The sequence below is a fragment of the Luteitalea sp. genome (assembly GCF_044337415.1).
Classification (GTDB): domain Bacteria; phylum Acidobacteriota; class Vicinamibacteria; order Vicinamibacterales; family Vicinamibacteraceae; genus Luteitalea.
In genome coordinates, this window is the sequence record NZ_JBIINP010000092.1 from 1 (window position 1) to 16,814 (window position 16,814).

The following is a 16,814-nucleotide window of genomic DNA, read 5'->3' on the forward strand; positions in this document are numbered from 1 at the left end:
GGCTGATCGGGGTCGAGGCTGGTGGCGAGGGCATCGAGGGCGGGCGGCACGCGGCCCGTTTCGCCGGCGGCGTGCCCGGCGTGCTCCAGGGCACGCGCACGTGGGTGCTGCAGGACGAGGCGGGCAACATCTCGCTCACGCACTCGGTCTCGGCCGGGCTCGACTACGCGGCCGTCGGACCCGAGCATGCCGATCTGCTGCAGAAGAAGCGCGCGGAGTACCGGTATGCGACCGACCCCGAGGCCCTGGCGGCCTTCCAGCGCCTCGGCCATCTCGAGGGCATCCTGCCGGCCCTCGAGTCTGCGCACGCCATCGCCGCCGTCGAGCAGGTGGCGCGTGAGGTCGGCAAGGACGGGCTCGTCCTCGTGAACCTCTCCGGGCGCGGCGACAAGGACGTGCAGAGCATCCAGCACCTGTTGGGAGACCAGGCATGAGCACGCGGCTCGAACAGGCCTTCGCACGGATGAAGGCCGACCAACGCACGGGCCTGGTGGCCTTCGTGTCGGGCGGTGACCCGACGCTTGAGCGATCGGGCGACGTCATCCGGGCTGTCGACGAGGGCGGCGCCGACGTCATTGAGATCGGCGTGCCGTTCTCCGATCCCCTCGCCGATGGACCGGAGATCCAGCGGTCCTCCGAGCGGGCGCTGAAGGCCGGCGCCACGTTGCGGGGAGTGCTCGACCTGGTCGGCGACCTGCGGCGCAACGTCGAGGCGCCGCTGGTGCTCTTCAGCTACGCCAACCCCATCGTGCGTTTCGGCGTCGAGGCGTTCGCGGCGCGTGCGGCCGAGGTCGGCGTCGATGGCGTGCTGCTGCTCGACCTGCCGCTCGAGGAGGCGGGCCCGACGCGCGAGGTGCTCGTGGCGCACGGCCTGGCGCCGATCTTCCTGCTCTCGCCGACGACCACCGCCGAGCGCGTGCGGAAGGCCGACGCGATGGGCAAGGGCTTCCTGTATGCCATCTCGCGGCTCGGCGTGACCGGCGTCCGCGAGCAGGTCGCAGGTGATGCGCGCGACCTCGTGGAGCGCCTGCGGCAGGACTCGACGCTGCCGATCGCGCTCGGCTTCGGCCTGTCGCGCCCGGAGCACATTCGCGACGTCGGCAAGTACGCCGACGCGGCCGTGGTGGGCAGCGCGCTGGTGGCGCAGATCGCCAGGCACGGGCAGTCGCCGCGCCTGGCCGACGAGGTGCGCACCTTCGTGCGCTGGCTCACGGGAGGGGAGGCGCCGGCATGAGCGACCCCGACTGGCGGATGCGTGCGTTGCGCGACCGGATCGACGCGCTCGACGAGCGGATCGTCGCGCTGTTGAACGAGCGTGCGGCGTGCGCCCTGGAGATCGGCGAGATCAAGCGCGGCATCGGCATGGCGATCTACCAGCCCGGCCGCGAGAAGGACGTGCTCGACCACGTCCGGGCCGTCAACCCGGGACCGCTCGACGGCGACGCGGTGATGCGCCTCTTCGAACGCATCATCGACGAGGCCCGACGGCTCGAGCGGGTGACCGCACAGAAGCACGACGAGGATGGACGGACATAGGCCTGCAGGCTGCTGGCTGCAGCCTGCCTGAGGGGATACCGACATGGTCGTGGTGATGGAGGAGCGCGCGAGCGAGGATCAGATCCAGCGCGTCGTCGCGCAACTCGTGCAGATGGGGTTCGACGTGCATCGGTCCACGGGATCGCTGCGCACGGTGATCGGCGCGGTCGGCGGGCAGGGCAAGCACGACCCGCGCCTGCTCGAGGTGCTCGATGGCGTGCAGGAGGTGATGCGCATCACCGAGCCCTACAAGCTGGCGAGCCGCACGTTCAAGGCCGAGGACACGGTGGTCACCGTCGGCGACCTGCGGATAGGCGGCGACGAGGTGATCGTGATGGCCGGGCCCTGCTCGGCCGAGAACGAGGCGCAGGTGATGAGCACGGCGGCGGCGGTGCGGCGCGCCGGCGCGAAGGTGTTGCGTGGCGGGGCCTTCAAGCCACGCAGTTCGCCCTACAGCTTCCAGGGCCTCGGCGAGGAGGGCCTGCAACTGCTGCGCGCGGGCGCCGACGCGCACGGCCTCAAGCTGGTGTCGGAGGTGATGGACGTCAGCCAGATCGAGGTGATGGGCAAGTACGTCGACATCTACCAGGTCGGCGCGCGCAACATGCAGAACTTCACGCTGCTGCGCGAACTGGGCAAGGTGCGCACGCCCGTGCTCCTCAAGCGCGGCATCTCCGCGACGATCGAGGAGTGGCTGCTGTCGGCCGAGTACGTCCTGGCCGGCGGTAACATGGACGTGATTCTCTGCGAGCGCGGCATCCGCACGTTCGAGAGCTACACGCGCAACACGCTCGACATCTCCGCGATCCCGGTCGTGAAGAAGTTGAGCCACCTGCCGATCTTCGTGGACCCGAGCCACGGCACGGGCCGACGCGACAAGGTGGCGCCAATGGCGCGCGCGGCGATCGCCGCTGGCGCCGATGGCCTGCTGATCGAGGTGCACTGCGACCCCGACAACGCGCTGAGCGACGGGGCGCAGTCGATGTTCCCCGGCCAGTTCGAGCGGCTGATGGCCGAACTCCGGATCATCGCCCCGGCCATCGGCCGCAGCATCTGCCAGGAACCGGTGGCGCGGCGCGGTTGGGGCCAGTGAGCGACCCCGCGCCCTTCGGTCGGGTCCTGCTGGTCGGCTGCGGGTTGATCGGCGGGTCACTCGGCCTGGCGATTCGCGCGGTGTGGCCCGAGACCGAGGTGTCGGTGCTCGATCCGGCGGCCGACCCGCGCGTGAAGGCGCACTTCACGTTGGTCTCGGCCCCGGCGGCGGCCACCGAGGCAGACCTCGTCGTGCTCGGCGCGCCCGTGCTCGAGAACCTGCGCCTGCTCGATGCCTTCGCGCCGTACGTCGGGCCCACGACAGTGGTCACCGACCTCGGCAGCACGAAGGCGGCGATGGTGGCACATGCGCGGCGTCATGCCGGCGTGCGATTCCTGGGTGGTCACCCGATGGCCGGGAGCACCCACAGCGGGTTCGCACACGCCGACGCCGGGTTGTTCCTCGAGCGGCCGTGGATCCTCACGCCCGACACCGACGGCCCGCAGGGCGCAGGCGCGGTGGGCGAGGCCCTCGCGCGCCTGACGCAACTCGTGGTCGGCATCGGGGCCAGGCCGGTCGTGATGGGCGCCGACGAGCACGATCACGTGATGGCGTACGTGAGTCACCTGCCGCAGGTCGTCAGCAGCACGCTGATGGCAGTCACCGGCAGGGCCGTGACGAGCGACGGGCTGCAGTTCGCCGGGCCGGGCCTCGTCGACACGACGCGACTGGCGGGCAGCGCGCCTGCGCTGTGGCTCGACATCCTCGCCACCAACGCGCCGCATGTCGGGCAGGCGCTCGACGCCTTGCGCGCCGCGCTGCCGACCGCCGGGATGCTCGAGGGGGATGCGGCGGCGATGCAACCGGTGCTGCAGGACGGACGGCGGTGGCGCAGCACCTTCGACAGCCAGCGGGGGCCACGGACGACCGAAAGGCTGTTGCACCGGCCGGCCACGCGCACGTTCCTCGAGATGCGGTCGCCGGCGCAGGTGGTGCCGTTCGAGTTCCCGGAGGTCGACGCCGTGGTGCGCCGCCTCGACGTCGTGCCGGGCTCGCTGTACCGCTACCTCTATCGCGAGGTCGGGCGTCCCTGGTACTGGATCGATCGCTGGGACTGGAGCGACGCCCGCGTGGCCGAACACCTCGCGTCTGGCGGCGTCGAGATCTGGCTGCTCACCGTGGCCGGGACGCCCGCGGGCTACTTCGAACTGCACCGGACGGCGCACGAGGTCGAAATCTGCTACTTCGGCTTGCTGCCCGAGTTCATCGGCCAGCGACTCGGTCCCGCGCTCCTCACCGTGGCCGTACGGGAAGCGTGGGCAAGTGAGCCCGAGCGCGTCTGGCTCCACACCTGCTCGCTCGACCATCCGTCGGCCGTCCGCAATTACGAGCGCGTCGGCTTCGTGCCGTACCGACAGGAGCAGTACGACGCCAGGATCCCGGTGGATCGGGAGTTGTGAGGGACGCGTCGACCTGACGGTCGACGCCCACGAACTGACCGACCCCGTACCCGGCACCCGGTACCCGGAACCCGGCCGTGTGCTTATACTTCGATAAGCCATGAACAAGCAGATTGCGAGCGCTGACGAGGCGGTGGCCCTCATCCCCGACGGCGCCAGCATCATGATGGGCGGCTTCGGCCTCTGCGGCATTCCCGAGACGTTGATCGCCGCCCTTCACCGGCGCGGGACGCGCGACCTCACCGTCATCAGCAACAACGCGGGCGTCGACGACTTCGGCATCGGCATCCTCCTGAAGGCGCGCCAGGTGCGGAAGATGGTGGCGACCTACGTCGGCGAGAACAAGGAGTTCGAGCGGCAGTTCCTCACGAAGGAGCTCGAGGTCGACCTGGTTCCGCAGGGCACGTTCGCCGAGCGGATCCGCGCCGGCGGGGCCGGCATCGGCGGCTTCTTCACGCCGACCGGGTACGGCACGCTGGTGGCCGAGGGCAAGGAGACGCGCGAGATCGACGGCATCCACTACGTCTTCGAGCAGCCGCTGCGCGCCGACTTCGCGTTCGTGAAGGCCTGGCGCGGCGACACGCACGGCAACCTCCTGTACCGACGCACGGCGCGCAACTTCAACCCGGTGATGGCGACGGCGGCGCGGGTGACCATCGCCGAAGTGGAAGACCTCGTGGAGCCGGGCGACATCGACCCGGATGCGGTGGTCACGCCGGGCATCTACGTCGCGCACGTGCTGCGGGGCGGCCCGTACGAGAAGCGCATCGAGAAACGGGTTGTAACGCTTAACGCCTGACGCTCAACGCCGAATGCCGAACGCCGAACGTCCGCGCACGAGCCCCAGCCCCCAGCCCCTAGCCCCCATCTCCCAGCCCCGAGCCCCCAGCCCCCTTCGTATGGACAAGCGTGAACGCATCATCCGCCGTGTCGCCGCGGAACTGAAGGACGGCGACTACGTCAACCTCGGCATCGGCCTGCCAACGCTGGTGGCCGACCACGTGCCGACGGGCATCGACATCGTGTTGCACTCGGAGAACGGCTTGCTGGGCGTGGGCCCGTATCCCACCGAGGGCGAGGTCGATCCCGACCTGATCAACGCGGGGAAGGAGACGGTGACGGCGCTGCCAGGCGCGTCCTTCTTCAGTGGAGCCGAGTCGTTCGCGATGGTGCGTGGCGGGCACATCGACCTGACGGTGCTGGGCGCGCTGGAGGTCGACGAGTGCGGCAACCTGGCCAACTGGATGGTGCCGGGCAAGATGGTCAAGGGGATGGGCGGGGCGATGGACCTCGTGGCCGGCGCGCGGCGCGTGGTGATCGCGATGGAGCACGCGACCAAAGACGGCCAGCCGAAGATCGTGCCGCGCTGCACGTTGCCGCTCACGGGCGTGGGTGTCGTTCACCGCATCGTGACCGAACTGGCCGTCATCGACGTGACGGCCGACGGGCTGGTGCTGCGCGAACTGGCGGAAGGCGTCACGCTCGATCAGGTGCAGAGCCTGACCAGCGCCGCCTTCCGCGTCGGCGAGCCGCTCGGGCGCTTCTGACCGCGCCCGCGCCGCTAGGGCACTTCGGAGGGATCGCGGATTCCCGCCCGCACCTGGACCACGGTGGACTGGCCGCCCACCACCTTGTCGCCCTTCTTCATGCGGAAGCGGACGTTGTAGCGCCCGGCGATCTGGTAGGTGTGGCTGCTGCTGTAGTACCGCCGGATCTCGCTCTTGCCCGGCTCGTACGGGGCGCAGTCGGCCGTGTTCTCCGACGATGTGCCGTCGTCCCAGTCCCAGATGATCGTGGGGCAGTAGAAGGGCTCGTAGTCGAGCACCCCGCCCTTCATCTCGGCCCGCACCGTGATCTTCGCCGGCGAGAAGGCGATGAGCGGCGTGACCTTGATGTTGATCTCGGGACGACCCTCGTCCTTGGCCGTCTTGGCGTCCTTGTCCTGCGCGGGCGCCTGCGCGGCAAGGGCCACGCCGGAGACGACTGCCAGGACCGCTGCTGCCACCGTGCGCTTCATCGCTCCGTCCTTGCCGAGAACCTGTCGGTCTTCGCATCGTAGCATCCCGGGTGACGGGGCCGGCTCGACCGGCGGTATAGAATGCAGGGTCATGCCCTCGCGCGCGTTCTACACCTTGCCTTCCCTGCGGCTCGTGGTCGCGCCGCCGGCCAGCGTCGAGGCGGACGTCCTCGTCGTCCCCGTCTTCTCCGAGGGCACCAGTGCCGCGCTGCCCGACGGGCTGGCGTCCACGGTGGCGACCCTGCGCGAGTCACGCGATCTGAAGGGCGAGCCCTTCGAGATGCACTGGCTGGGAGGCGACGGACTGGCTTCGCCGCGAGTGCTGCTGCTCGGTGCTGGCGCCGAGTCTGCCGCGAGTGCCGACGTGGCGCGCCGCCTCGGTACGGCGGCCGGCCTGGCCGCGCGCGGGCGGGGACAGTCGCACGTGGCCGTGCTGGCCATGGGCGCCCTGCAGGGCGAGGCGCAGGTCCGGGCGCTGGCCGAGGGCCTCACGCTGGCCGCGTTCCACGTCGACGCCTACAAGACGAAGGACCGCAAGCTGGGCGATCTGGAGTCGGCGGCGATCGTGGTGAGCGAAGGGCCGGCCTCGACCCTTGCCGACGCGGTGGTCCTCGGCGGTGTGCTGGGCGAGGCGACCAACGTCGCGCGCGCGGTCGCGCACGAGCCGCCCAACGTGCTCACGCCGGCCGTGCTGGCCGATCGGGCGGTGGAGCTCTTCGCGGGCACCTCGGTGTCGGTCGAGGTCCTCGACGAGCCGGCGATCCGCGACCGCAACATGGGCCTGCTGTTGGGGGTTGCTCAGGGCAGCGCCAACGCGCCGCGGCTCATCGTGCTCACGTACGAACCAGACAGCAGTCGGCAGTCGGCAGTCGGGAGTGGGCAGGCCGGGCCCGTACTCGCGCTTGTGGGCAAGGCCGTGACGTTCGACACGGGCGGCATCTCGATCAAGCCGGCCGAGAACATGGACCGCATGAAGTACGACATGTGCGGCGGCGCCGCCGTGCTCGGCGCGTTCCATGCGCTGGCGAAGGCGGGCGGGCCGCGCAAGGTGATTGGCATCATCCCCGCTGTCGAGAACATGCCGAGCGGTACCGCCTTCCGGCCCGGCGACGTGCTCACCGGCGCGAGTGGCCTCACCGTCGAGATCACCAACACCGATGCCGAAGGACGGCTGATTCTCGGCGACGCCCTCTGGTACGCGACGCAGCTCGGCGCCACGCACCTGGTCGACATCGCGACGCTCACGGGTGCGTGCGCGGTGGCGCTCGGTCGGGTGGCGTCAGGGTTGTTCGGCACACCGGATGCGTGGCGCGATGTGGTGCGCGACGCGGGCACGCGAGGCGGCGACTTCCTCTGGTCGCTGCCGATGACCGACGAGTACAAGGACCTGATGAAGAGCGACATCGCCGACATGGTCAACGCGGCGGGCACGCGCTACGGCGGCGCCATCAGCGCGGCGATCTTCCTCAAGGCCTTCGCCGGCGATGCAGCGTGGGCGCACCTGGACATCGCGGGGACGGCCTGGGCCGACGAGCCGAAGCCGTACCAGCCCAAGGGACCGACCGGCGTCGCGGTGCGCACGCTGATCGAGCTCGCGCGCTCGGCGGGGAGCTGGGTCTAGCCCATGGCGGCGGCGCAGGCGCCCTCGACGCCAGCCGCACGGCAGGGCACCCCCGCCGCTGGGACGCAGGACCCTGCCGCGCCTCAGCAGCCGCGGGACCCCACCGCGCTCACCATCGCCCCGGACTCGCCAGCGGGCACAGGCACGCTCCGCCGACCGGGCGAGGCGCCGCGCGACGTGCCGCTGATGTCCATCCGGAAGGACGAGCCTCGCGTGCAGGTGGGGCCCCTCACGCCAGACACCGGGGTGGCCGACGTGCTCGTCGGCTCCCTCGGCATCGTCGCGGTGGCGGTGATTGGGGCGCTGGTCCTTGGCGCCGTGCTCGGCGCGGTGCTGGTGTTCTTCAAGCACCGCCTCGGCTGGGGAGGTCCAGACCGGGACGCCGAGGACCACATCTCGCTGACGGACAGGCAGTAATTCAGAATTCAGAATTCTGAATGAAGCGCGGGGCCAACAGCGTCGGCCCTGCCCTTCATTCTGAATTCCAAATTGGTCTACTGCGAGCGCGAGGCGGTGGTGGTCGCGCCCTTCAGCGACCGCTGGTACCGCAGCAACCCGTCGCGCAGCGCCTCCGCGATCTCCTGGCGGTAGGCGGCCGTCTTGAGGCGACGCCCTTCCTCGGGCGTGCTCACGAAGCCGATCTCGCAGAGCACGCTCGGCATCGACGCGCCGATCAGCACCACGAACGGCGCCTGCTTGATGCCGCGGTCGGGCAGATCTGACTCGCTCCGGCGCAGGCGCGACACCAACTGGCCCTGCACGATTTCGGCGAGATCGCGCGACTCATCCAGCTTGTTGTTCAGCGTGATCGCCTTGACGATGTCGGGGAGCTGCCGCATCGAGCCCTTGGCGATGGCGTTCTCGCGGGCGGCCACTTCCTCGGCGTCGCTGTTGTTGGCGAAGTTCAGGATGAACGTCTCGACGCCCTGCGCCGTCTTCCGACGGCTCGAGTTGGCGTGGATCGACAGGAACAGATCGGCGTTCTGGCGGTTGGCGATGCGCGTGCGCTCCTCGAGCTCGATGAACTCGTCGGTGCGACGCGTCATCACCACGTCGATGCCGGGTTCCTGCTTCAGCAACTTCTCGAGGCGGAGCGCCACGTCGAGCACCAGCTCGGCTTCCCGGATCCCGTCGCCGAGCGAGCCCACGTCGTGGCCGCCGTGACCGGGATCGATCACGATGCGCGAGACGCCGAGTCCGAGCTGGCGTGCAAGCGAGTAGCTGCCGGAGCTGTTGGACTCGGGTGCCGCTGGCGCCGTGGTGACGTTGGGGCCGGCCGTCGTCGTCGGCAGGGGTTCGTTCCGCGCCGTGGTCTCGGGGCCAGTCGGCGGCGCGGGCGGACGCGGGGGCGCCGCGGCGGCCACGGCGGCCTTCGGCGCAGCGGCGACGGGGGCGGGCAGGCGCGGCGCCGCGGTGGTCGGCGGAGCCGGCGTCAGCTTCTGCGTGAGCGCACCCGGTTCCCGGTACATGTCGAGCACCAGCCGGTAGGGGTTGTAGAGGGTGAACAGGCTGTGGCGTGCCACGCCCTGCGTGTCGAGCACCACGCGGACGATGCCGTTGGGGTGGGTGCCTACGCGCACCTCCCGCACCACGTCGCCGTCGGTGAAGGCGCGCACGCCTTCCTCCACTGCCGGCCCGAGCCGGGCGCCCCGCAGGTCGAAGAACAGGCGCGACGGGTTCTCCAGCGCCTCCTCGTAGTAGGTCACCTCGCCATCGAGCTCGATGGTGACGCGCACCACCTCCGGCAGCACCACGCGCTTGACGTCGCGCACGACGGGAGCGGTCGTGGCCGCGGCGCGCGCTGGCGCGGGGGCGGGCAGCGGCCTGGGCGTCGCAGGCTTCGGCGGGGCAGGGGAGGGCGGCGCGGCGGTCGTCGCCGCTGGCGCCTCGTCGACCGTGGCGTCGTCGGGGGCGAGCGGCTCGGCTTCCGCGGTGCGGATGTTGGCTTTTGCGAGCTCGGTCGCCGCCGGCGGCGGCGTCGGTGGCTCGGCCTGCGCGGTGCGCTTCTCGGCGTCGGCCTTGGTCGTCTTCGGTGCGGCGGCGTTGATCTTGCGGAGGCGGGTCTGGGCGTCGCGCGCGAGTGAGCTCGAGGGGTATTCCTTGACCAGCCAGCGCAGCATCTCCATCGCGCTGTCGCGTTCCTGCCGCGCGCCATAGGAGATGTTGGCGTCGTAGGCCAGGTTGGCGCCGTTCCACAACGCGTTGTCGGCGTAGCCGCTGGTGGGCCAGCGGCGCGCGATGGCCTCGTAGTCGGCAATCACGGCGCGCATCTGCGACAGCGGCGCCTTGCGGCGCGAGGTGCGCAGCGCGCGCTCGCGGGCGAGCGTGCGGTCGTAGGCGGTGCGCGCCGAGCGCGCCTTCGACACCTGGCTGGCCGGCGCGGTGGTCTTCTTGGCCGACGTCTTCTTCTTCGCGGCCTCGGCCGGGAGGCAGAGGGCCAGCGCGAGGGTGGCCGCCGTGGCGATGATGCGGATCGTGCGTCGCATGCGGAGTCCTCAGCGCAGTTGCGCGTCGACCTCGTCGAAGTAGTCCTTGTCGACGAGCACCTCGCGGGCCTTGCCGCCCTGGCCGCTCGAGACGAGCCCCTCGGCCTCCATCATGTCCACGAGGCGCGCGGCGCGGCTGAAGCCGATGCGCAGGCGACGCTGCAGGTAGCTGATCGAGGCCTGCCCGCTCGACACCACGATGCGCGCGGCCTCGTCGTAGAGGTCGTCCTTCTCGAAGCCGCCCCCGCCGCCCTCGCTCGACTTCTCCTCGTCGGTGATCGAGCGGTCGTAGGTCGGCTGGCCCTGCTTGCGCAGGAAGCTGGCCAGGCGCGCGCTCTCCTGCTCGGAGATGTAGGCGCCGTGCAGGCGCATCACGCGCGAGGAGGCCGGCGGCAGGAAGAGCATGTCGCCCTTGCCGAGGAGGGCCTCGGCGCCGTTGGCGTCGAGAATCGTGCGCGAGTCGACCTTGGACGACACGCGGAACGAGATGCGCGACGGCATGTTGGCCTTGATGAGGCCGGTGATCACGTCCACCGACGGGCGCTGCGTCGCGAGAATCAGGTGGATGCCCACGGCGCGGGCCATCTGCGCCAGTCGGCAGATCGACTGCTCGACCTCGTTGGAGGCCACCATCATCAGGTCCGCGAGCTCGTCGATCACCACCACCACGAACGGCAGCGTCTTGAACGGCTCACCCGTCTTGGCGTCGGTGCGGACCTCACCGGCATCGATCGATGCCTTGAGGTTGCGGTTGAACTGCTCGATGTTGCGGACGCCGAAGGCTGCCAGCGTCTTGTAGCGCTCCTCCATCTCGCGCACGGCCCAGCGCAGCGCATTGGCGGCGAGCTTGGGCTCGACCACCACCGGCGTGAGCAGGTGCGGGATGTCCTCGTACATGCCGAGCTCGAGGCGCTTGGGGTCGATCATGATGAAGCGCACCTGATCGGGCGTGGCCCGGTACAGGATGCTCGTCAGCATGGCGTTCAGGCCCACGGACTTGCCCGTGCCCGTCGAGCCGGCGATGAGCAGGTGCGGCATCGTCGCCAGGTCGCTCACGTACGGCTCGCCGTGGATCGTCTTGCCCAGCGCGATCGCCAGCTTCGAGGGCGACTTGCGGTACGGCTCGGACTCGAGCAGTTCCCGGAGCGAGATCGCCTCGCGCTGCGGGTTGGGGATCTGGATGCCGACCGTGCTGCGGCCGGGGATGCGGTCGATCAGCACCGACTCGGCGCGCATCGCCAGCGACAGGTCATCGGACAGGCCGGTGATCTTGCTGTACTTCACGCCGGCGTCGGGCTTGAACTCGTACGTGGTGACGACCGGGCCGGGCAGGATCTGCACGATGTCGCCTTCCACGGAGAACTCGCGACACTTGTCCTGCAACTGGCGCGCGGCGTCCATCAGCTCGCGTTCGTCGACCTTCCGTTCGGCCTGCGGCGGATCGAGCAGCGCGAGCGGCGGCAGCGTGTACGCGCCTGCCTTCCGCTCGGCGGGCGCCTTGAGTTCCGGCTCCTCGATCGACATCGGGGTCGGTCGGGCGGGCACTTTCGGCCGGATGGGCGGCAGGTCCTTGACCACGCGATTCGGATCGGGGCCGGCGGCCGCCATCGGCGGGGCCGGTGTCGGACCCGGGCGCGGGCGCGCACGGCGCGCGGCAGCTTCCGCGGCCGGGGCGGGCGCCGGGGCGTCGTCCACGGTCGGCGCCGGTGCCGCCGCCGGCCTGGCCTTGTCCTGGATGAGGCGGTCGATGTCCTCGGGCGAGGCGTTCGGCAGCCGCTTCTTCATCACGTCGCGGCGCTGCTCCTCGCGACGCCTGGCCTCGTGGGCCGTCTTGCGCGCGTCCTGCCACGCCGCCACTCGCGCACGTACCTTCTCGGCCGCCGCCGACGACAGCGCGCTCAGCGACACCTGCGTCGTCAGGATGAACCCCAGCAGGCCGGTCGAGAGGATGACGATGGCGCCGCCGGCGCGGTTGAAGTAGTGCACGGCGAGGTCGGCCAGGACGGCGCCGAGGTGGCCGCCGGCCGGGACCGAGGTGTCGCCGGCGCGCGGGGCGCCCACGGCCAGGCCGAGCAGGGCCGCGAGGCACAGCAGCAGGATGACGGCGCCGATCGACTTGGTGTAGCCGGCCGGCAGCGTGCGGCACCAGAAGTAGTGCCAGCCGGCCACCAGCAGCACCACCGGAATCAGGTACGAGGCGAAGCCCAGGAGCTGGAACGACGACTCGGCCACGAAGGCGCCGAAGCTGCCCGCGAAGTTGGCGGCCGGCGTCGGTGGCCCCGCATAGAAGAACCACGCCGGGTCGCCCGGCGTGTAGCTCACCAGGGCCACGAACCAGAGCAGGGCGCCGAAGAACAGCGCCACGCCCAGCGCCTCGCTCGCGCGTCGCGACATCACGGATGCCGACATCAGATCTCCATCACCACCGGCACGATCAGCGGGCGTCGCCCCGCCTTGCGCCGCATCACCCGCTGCAGTTCCGCCCGCACGCGCTCCCGCAGCAGCCCCACGTCCGTCCGTTCCTCGATCGGTGCGGCCAGCACCGCGTCCCGGATCATCAGCGCCGCGTCGCGCAGCAACTGCTCGGAGGATTCATCCACCACGAACCCGCGCGTGATGATCTCGGGCGTGCCCTGGAGCGCGCCCGTCTGCATGTTCACGGCGAGCATGGGCACGATGAGCCCGTCGCCGGCCAGGTGACGACGGTCGCGCAGCACCTCGTCGGCGACCTCGCCGGTGCGCGTGCCGTCGATGAAGCGTCGCCCGACCTCGGCACGACCCGCGACGGTCGCGCCCTCGGCGTCGAAGCGCAGCACGTCGCCGTTGTCGATGACCATCACCTCGGTGGTGCGCGACACGGCCTGCGCCACGCGCGCGTGGCGCGCCAGTTGCCGGTACTCGCCGTGGACGGGCACGAAGTACTTCGGCCGCACCAGCGAGTGCATCAGCTTGAGCTCCTCGACGTGGCCGTGCCCCGACACGTGCACGTGCTTCTGGCCCTCGTAGATCACCTCGGCGCCGCGCAGCGCCAGGTGGTTCATCACGCGGCCGATCGCCCGCTCGTTGCCGGGAATGGCCCGCGCCGAGAACACCACCACGTCGTTGTCGTCGACCTTCACGAAGCGGTGGTCGTCGATGGCGATGCGCGAGAGCGCCGCGGCCGGCTCCCCCTGCGTGCCCGTCGTGATGCACACGACGTCGCTGGCGGGGAAGTCGCGCACCTCGGTGTCGCGGATGGCGACGCCGTGGGGGATACGCAGGTAGCCGAGCCGCTGCGCGGTCTCGGAGTTGTCGATCATGCCGCGGCCGACGAACGCAACGTGCCGGTCGAACTGCGCCGCGAGGTCGACGATGACCTGCATCCGGTGGATGCTCGAGGCGAACATCGCCACGACGATCTTGCCGGCCGTCGAGGTGAAGATCTCCTCGAAGCCGTCGATCACGTCGCGCTCGGAGCCGGCGACGCCCGGACGGTCCACGTTGGTCGAGTCGGCAAACAGCGCCAGCACGCCCTGCTGGCCGAGTTCGGCCAGGCGGGGGAGGTCGGTGCGTTCGCCGTCGAGCGGCGTGTGGTCGATCTTGAAGTCGCCCGTGTGGACGAGCACGCCCTGCGGCGTGTGGATGGCCAACGCCAGGCAGTCGGGCATGCTGTGCGTGACGCGCAGGCATTCGACGACGAAGGGGCCCACCTGCACGCGGTCGGTGGCGGCGACCGGCTTCAGGCGGTCGCGGACGTCGATGGCGTGCTGCTCGAGGCGATGCTCCACCAGGGCCAGCGCGAGTTTCGAGCCGTACACGGGCCCATCCACGAGCGGCATCAGGTAGGGCAGGCCGCCGATGTGATCCTCGTGCCCGTGCGTGAGGAAGACCGCGGCCACCTTGTGGCCCAGGCCCTCGAGGTAGGCCAGGTCGGGGACGACGAGGTCCACGCCCGGCAGGTCCGGCTCGGCGAACATGACGCCGGCGTCGATCACGATCGTGGTCTCGCCACACGTGATCGCCATCGTGTTCATGCCGAACTCGCGAAGCCCGCCAAGGGGCACCACGTCGACAGGCAGGGCCTGCGCCTCGGGTACGGTCATCTCGTGTCGAATCACCAGAGCGTCGGGGTCAGCCGACAGCACGTCCGACCACGGCCACATGCCGCGTCCGGAACTACCACGCGCTGCGCCACGTGCGCCGGTCGAAGGTGGGGGACCGGGCCAGCGGACACGGACAGCCGGTGACTGGCGGGCGCCAGGACCGACACTCTGGAATCAGACCCACTGGGTTGGGCTGACACCGCTAAGTCCTACAACGTGCAACAAGATAGCACAGTGGCGCGGCCGTGTCGGCCAGGGCCGCCGCAGGCCGAACGCCGAACTCGCCGCGCGCCACGGGCGCACATCGGCGAGTCTTGAACGTCGAACGCCGGAGGCCGAACGCTGAACGCCGAACGGGAATAGCCGATCGCGGATCGGGGAGGCGGTCCGGACGTAGCCGTCGGGCTTGCCCGACGGTCAGGGGACACGTCGCGGGAGGACGGTCGACGCCTATACCCGCGACGCGTCGGCGAGGCGGGCGAACTCCTCGAGGGTCAGGGTCTCCGGGCGTCGGGTGCCGTCGATGTCGGCCGCGCGCAGCCAGCCCGCGGCATCGGCGCCCTCGCCCTTGGCCAGGGCCCCCAGGCTGACGGCCAGCATCTTGCGCCGCTGGGTGAACACGTGGCGCACGATCGCGTCGAGTCGGCCGGCGTCGGCCACCGCCACCCGGTCGGGCCGGAAGGCCAGCCGGACCACGGCCGAGTGGACCTTCGGCGGGGGCCGGAACGCGCCCGGCGGCAGCACGAACACGCGGCTGACGTCGGCCTGTTGCGCGACGGCGATGGTGAGCGGCCCGTAGTCGCCCGTGCCCGGCTGGGCCACCAGTCGGTCGGCGACCTCCTTCTGCAGCATCAGGTAGGCCTCGCGCAGCCGGCCGGCTCGGGCGTGGCGGAGCAGTCGCACCAGGATGGGCGTCGAGACGTTGTACGGCAGGTTGGCGGCCATCCGGTACGGCTGGTCGCCGTGGAACCACGTCTCGGGGGGCATGTCCAGGAAGTCGCCCTCGTGGACGTGGACCCCCGGCAGGGCCCTGGCGCGGAGTTCGGCCACGAGGTCCCGGTCGATCTCCACCGCGTGGACCGTCGCGCCCGCTCGCGCCAGGGGCCCGGTGAGCTGGCCGCGACCTGGCCCGACCTCGAGGAACACGTCGCCCGGCTGCGGTGCGACCGCCGCGATGATCTTCGTGATCCAGGCCTGCTCGAGGAAGTGCTGGCCGAAGCGCTTGCGTGCGGGCGGCGATCGCCGAGGCCGTGGCGGCGGTGCGGCCACTAGTTCGCGCCTCCGTCCTGCTCGGCCCAGAACTTCTCCTCGACCTCCATGATTTCCTCTTCGGACATGCCGAAGTAGTGCCCGACCTCGTGAATCAGCGTCTCGGCAACCATGGCCACGAGGTCGTCCTCGTTGACGGCGTCCTCCTCGTGGGGGCCCTGGTACAACACGATCTGATCCGGTTCCCGATTGCCATCGTCCCACTGGCGCTCGGTGATGGGCGTGCCGAGGTAGAGCCCGTAGAGCGTGTCGGGCGGCTCGATCTCCATCTCCGCGAGGATCTCGGCCGGCGGATGGTCCTCGACGATGATGGCGATGTTGCGCATCGCATCGCGGAAGTCGGTGGGAATCAGGGTGAGGGCCTCTTCGATCAGCCCGGCGAACTCGTCTCGTGTCATCGGGCGGGCCCCTTTCCTCGGACGGCCTTCGTCGTTCGGCCTGCGGCCTTCGCGGTCGGCCGGGGCGGGACGACCGGCCCTCCCTTCGTCGCCGTCGCGCTGGCGCGACGGTTGGTGCTCGGGTTCGTAGCCGTCGGACTCGTCCGACGGTCAGTGGTCTTCCCGGGAGAACGCTTTCGCACCGGCGCATCGAGGTCGAGCGGCTGCAGGCCGCCGGCCTTGAACGGATAGCGACACACGTCGGCCACCTCGCAGGCGCCGCACTGCGGCTTCGGGCGGCACACGCGCCGGCCGAGCAGGATCAGCCCGTCGGACATGCGGGTCCAGTCGGACGGGGGCAGGGCGGCGCACAGGTCGCGCTCGACGCCCTCGGGGGTGGTCTCGTGCGTGAGGCCGATGCGCTCGGTCACCCGAAGGACATGGCGGTCGACGGGCAGGCCCGGGACGCCGAGGGCATGGCCGAGCACCACGTTGGCCGTCTTGCGGCCGACGCCCGGGAGGGCCGTGAGCGCGTCCATGTCTGCCGGGACCTCACCGCCGTGATCGGCGACGAGCCGCTGCGACAGCGTGATGATCGCGCGCGCCTTCACGCGGAAGAAGCCGGTGGCGTGTACGAGTGGCTCGACCTCGTCCGGGTCGGCGGCTGCCAGCGCGCGCGCGTCGGGGTAGCGCGCGAACAACGCCGGCGTCGTCTCGTTGACCCGCGCGTCGGTCGACTGCGCCGAGAGCACGGTGGCCACCAGCAACTCGAAGGCGTTGCGGTAGGCCAGTTCGGTGTCGGGAGCCGGGAAGTGGCGCAGCAGTCGTTCGAGGACCGCAGGCGCCGGCACCAGGTCGGCGCCTCCCGCAGCAGGCTTGGGAGCACGAGGCACGAGCGGATCGTACCGCCGAATGGCGCGAGCGCCATTCGGC

Annotated in this window: 15 protein-coding genes and 1 pseudogene; 9 read left to right on the top strand and 7 right to left on the bottom strand. The window is 70.7% G+C overall.

Going from position 1 to position 16,814, the window contains the following annotated elements; genetic code table 11:
• The 7 genes and pseudogenes from ACIRDX_RS13745 to ACIRDX_RS13775 all read left to right on the top strand — a co-directional run.
• Positions 1 to 434 (top strand): annotated as a pseudogene (locus ACIRDX_RS13745) (tryptophan synthase subunit beta); the annotation flags it as partial.
• Positions 431 to 1,234: a tryptophan synthase subunit alpha gene (trpA, locus tag ACIRDX_RS13750; RefSeq protein WP_396626007.1), complete on the top strand. Its 804-nt coding sequence runs from the start codon at positions 431 to 433 to the stop codon at positions 1,232 to 1,234. The pseudogene ACIRDX_RS13745 and the gene trpA, both read left to right, overlap by 4 nt.
• Positions 1,231 to 1,536, top strand: coding sequence for a chorismate mutase (gene pheA, locus ACIRDX_RS13755; RefSeq protein ID WP_396626008.1), 306 nt, complete (start codon positions 1,231 to 1,233; stop codon positions 1,534 to 1,536). Before trpA ends, pheA begins: the two co-directional genes overlap by 4 nt.
• Before the next feature lie 43 nt (positions 1,537 to 1,579).
• A complete protein-coding gene (gene aroF, locus ACIRDX_RS13760) occupies positions 1,580 to 2,629 on the top strand; it encodes a 3-deoxy-7-phosphoheptulonate synthase (protein WP_396626009.1) in 1,050 nt (349 codons plus the stop codon).
• The gene (locus ACIRDX_RS13765; protein WP_396626010.1) at positions 2,626 to 4,029 is read left to right on the top strand and encodes a prephenate dehydrogenase/arogenate dehydrogenase family protein; all 1,404 of its coding nucleotides are present in this window, start codon (positions 2,626 to 2,628) and stop codon (positions 4,027 to 4,029) included. The genes aroF and ACIRDX_RS13765 overlap by 4 nt, the downstream gene beginning before the upstream one ends.
• Before the next feature lie 100 nt (positions 4,030 to 4,129).
• Positions 4,130 to 4,828 (top strand): CoA transferase subunit A, encoded by a 699-nt coding sequence (locus tag ACIRDX_RS13770; RefSeq protein WP_396626011.1) that lies wholly within the window; start codon positions 4,130 to 4,132, stop codon positions 4,826 to 4,828.
• A gap of 100 nt (positions 4,829 to 4,928) precedes the next feature.
• Positions 4,929 to 5,576 (top strand): CoA transferase subunit B, encoded by a 648-nt coding sequence (locus tag ACIRDX_RS13775; RefSeq protein ID WP_396626012.1) that lies wholly within the window; start codon positions 4,929 to 4,931, stop codon positions 5,574 to 5,576.
• A gap of 14 nt (positions 5,577 to 5,590) precedes the next feature.
• Here ACIRDX_RS13775 and ACIRDX_RS13780 read toward each other — a convergent pair whose 3' ends face one another.
• Positions 5,591 to 6,046 carry a hypothetical protein gene (locus ACIRDX_RS13780; RefSeq protein WP_396626013.1) on the bottom strand — a complete coding sequence of 152 codons (456 nt, stop codon included), beginning with the start codon at positions 6,044 to 6,046 and terminating at the stop codon, positions 5,591 to 5,593.
• 91 nt (positions 6,047 to 6,137) lie between these two features.
• Here ACIRDX_RS13780 and ACIRDX_RS13785 point away from each other — a divergent pair, with 91 nt between their 5' ends.
• Both ACIRDX_RS13785 and ACIRDX_RS13790 read left to right on the top strand, forming a co-directional pair.
• Entirely contained in the window at positions 6,138 to 7,667 is a 1,530-nt protein-coding gene (locus ACIRDX_RS13785; protein WP_396626014.1) for a leucyl aminopeptidase, read from the top strand.
• Between the two features lie 3 nt (positions 7,668 to 7,670).
• On the top strand, positions 7,671 to 8,084 hold the full coding sequence (locus ACIRDX_RS13790) for a hypothetical protein (RefSeq protein ID WP_396626015.1): 414 nt from the start codon (positions 7,671 to 7,673) through the stop codon (positions 8,082 to 8,084).
• Positions 8,085 to 8,161: 77 nt separating this feature from the next.
• Here the strand turns inward: ACIRDX_RS13790 and ACIRDX_RS13795 are convergent, their stop codons facing one another.
• From ACIRDX_RS13795 to nth, 6 genes are all read right to left on the bottom strand, one after another.
• Positions 8,162 to 10,153, bottom strand: a complete 1,992-nt coding sequence (locus tag ACIRDX_RS13795; protein WP_396626016.1) for an N-acetylmuramoyl-L-alanine amidase — start codon at positions 10,151 to 10,153, stop codon at positions 8,162 to 8,164.
• A 9-nt stretch (positions 10,154 to 10,162) separates the two neighbouring features.
• The gene (locus tag ACIRDX_RS13800; protein WP_396626017.1) at positions 10,163 to 12,562 is read right to left on the bottom strand and encodes a DNA translocase FtsK; all 2,400 of its coding nucleotides are present in this window, start codon (positions 12,560 to 12,562) and stop codon (positions 10,163 to 10,165) included.
• The gene (locus tag ACIRDX_RS13805) at positions 12,562 to 14,250 is read right to left on the bottom strand and encodes a ribonuclease J (protein WP_396626018.1); all 1,689 of its coding nucleotides are present in this window, start codon (positions 14,248 to 14,250) and stop codon (positions 12,562 to 12,564) included. Before ACIRDX_RS13805 ends, ACIRDX_RS13800 begins: the two co-directional genes overlap by 1 nt.
• Positions 14,251 to 14,685: 435 nt before the next feature.
• The gene (gene rsmA, locus ACIRDX_RS13810; RefSeq protein WP_396626019.1) at positions 14,686 to 15,504 is read right to left on the bottom strand and encodes a 16S rRNA (adenine(1518)-N(6)/adenine(1519)-N(6))-dimethyltransferase RsmA; all 819 of its coding nucleotides are present in this window, start codon (positions 15,502 to 15,504) and stop codon (positions 14,686 to 14,688) included.
• Positions 15,504 to 15,902: a metallopeptidase family protein gene (locus ACIRDX_RS13815; protein ID WP_396626020.1), complete on the bottom strand. Its 399-nt coding sequence runs from the start codon at positions 15,900 to 15,902 to the stop codon at positions 15,504 to 15,506. Before ACIRDX_RS13815 ends, rsmA begins: the two co-directional genes overlap by 1 nt.
• Positions 15,899 to 16,774, bottom strand: a complete 876-nt coding sequence (gene nth, locus ACIRDX_RS13820; protein ID WP_396626021.1) for an endonuclease III — start codon at positions 16,772 to 16,774, stop codon at positions 15,899 to 15,901. The genes ACIRDX_RS13815 and nth overlap by 4 nt, the downstream gene beginning before the upstream one ends.
• Positions 16,775 to 16,814 lie beyond the last annotated feature (40 nt).

Excerpts from the sequence above, each read along its gene's own strand:
- trpA (WP_396626007.1), top strand. The coding sequence starts at position 431 with ATGAGCACGCGGCTCGAACAGGCCTTCGCACGGATGAAGGCCGACCAA.
- pheA (WP_396626008.1), top strand. The coding sequence starts at position 1,231 with ATGAGCGACCCCGACTGGCGGATGCGTGCGTTGCGCGACCGGATCGAC.
- aroF (WP_396626009.1), top strand. The coding sequence starts at position 1,580 with ATGGTCGTGGTGATGGAGGAGCGCGCGAGCGAGGATCAGATCCAGCGC.
- ACIRDX_RS13770 (WP_396626011.1), top strand. The coding sequence starts at position 4,130 with ATGAACAAGCAGATTGCGAGCGCTGACGAGGCGGTGGCCCTCATCCCC.
- ACIRDX_RS13775 (WP_396626012.1), top strand. The coding sequence starts at position 4,929 with ATGGACAAGCGTGAACGCATCATCCGCCGTGTCGCCGCGGAACTGAAG.
- ACIRDX_RS13780 (WP_396626013.1), bottom strand. The coding sequence starts at position 6,046 with ATGAAGCGCACGGTGGCAGCAGCGGTCCTGGCAGTCGTCTCCGGCGTG.
- ACIRDX_RS13785 (WP_396626014.1), top strand. The coding sequence starts at position 6,138 with ATGCCCTCGCGCGCGTTCTACACCTTGCCTTCCCTGCGGCTCGTGGTC.
- ACIRDX_RS13790 (WP_396626015.1), top strand. The coding sequence starts at position 7,671 with ATGGCGGCGGCGCAGGCGCCCTCGACGCCAGCCGCACGGCAGGGCACC.
- ACIRDX_RS13795 (WP_396626016.1), bottom strand. The coding sequence starts at position 10,153 with ATGCGACGCACGATCCGCATCATCGCCACGGCGGCCACCCTCGCGCTG.
- ACIRDX_RS13800 (WP_396626017.1), bottom strand. The coding sequence starts at position 12,562 with ATGTCGGCATCCGTGATGTCGCGACGCGCGAGCGAGGCGCTGGGCGTG.
- ACIRDX_RS13815 (WP_396626020.1), bottom strand. The coding sequence starts at position 15,902 with ATGACACGAGACGAGTTCGCCGGGCTGATCGAAGAGGCCCTCACCCTG.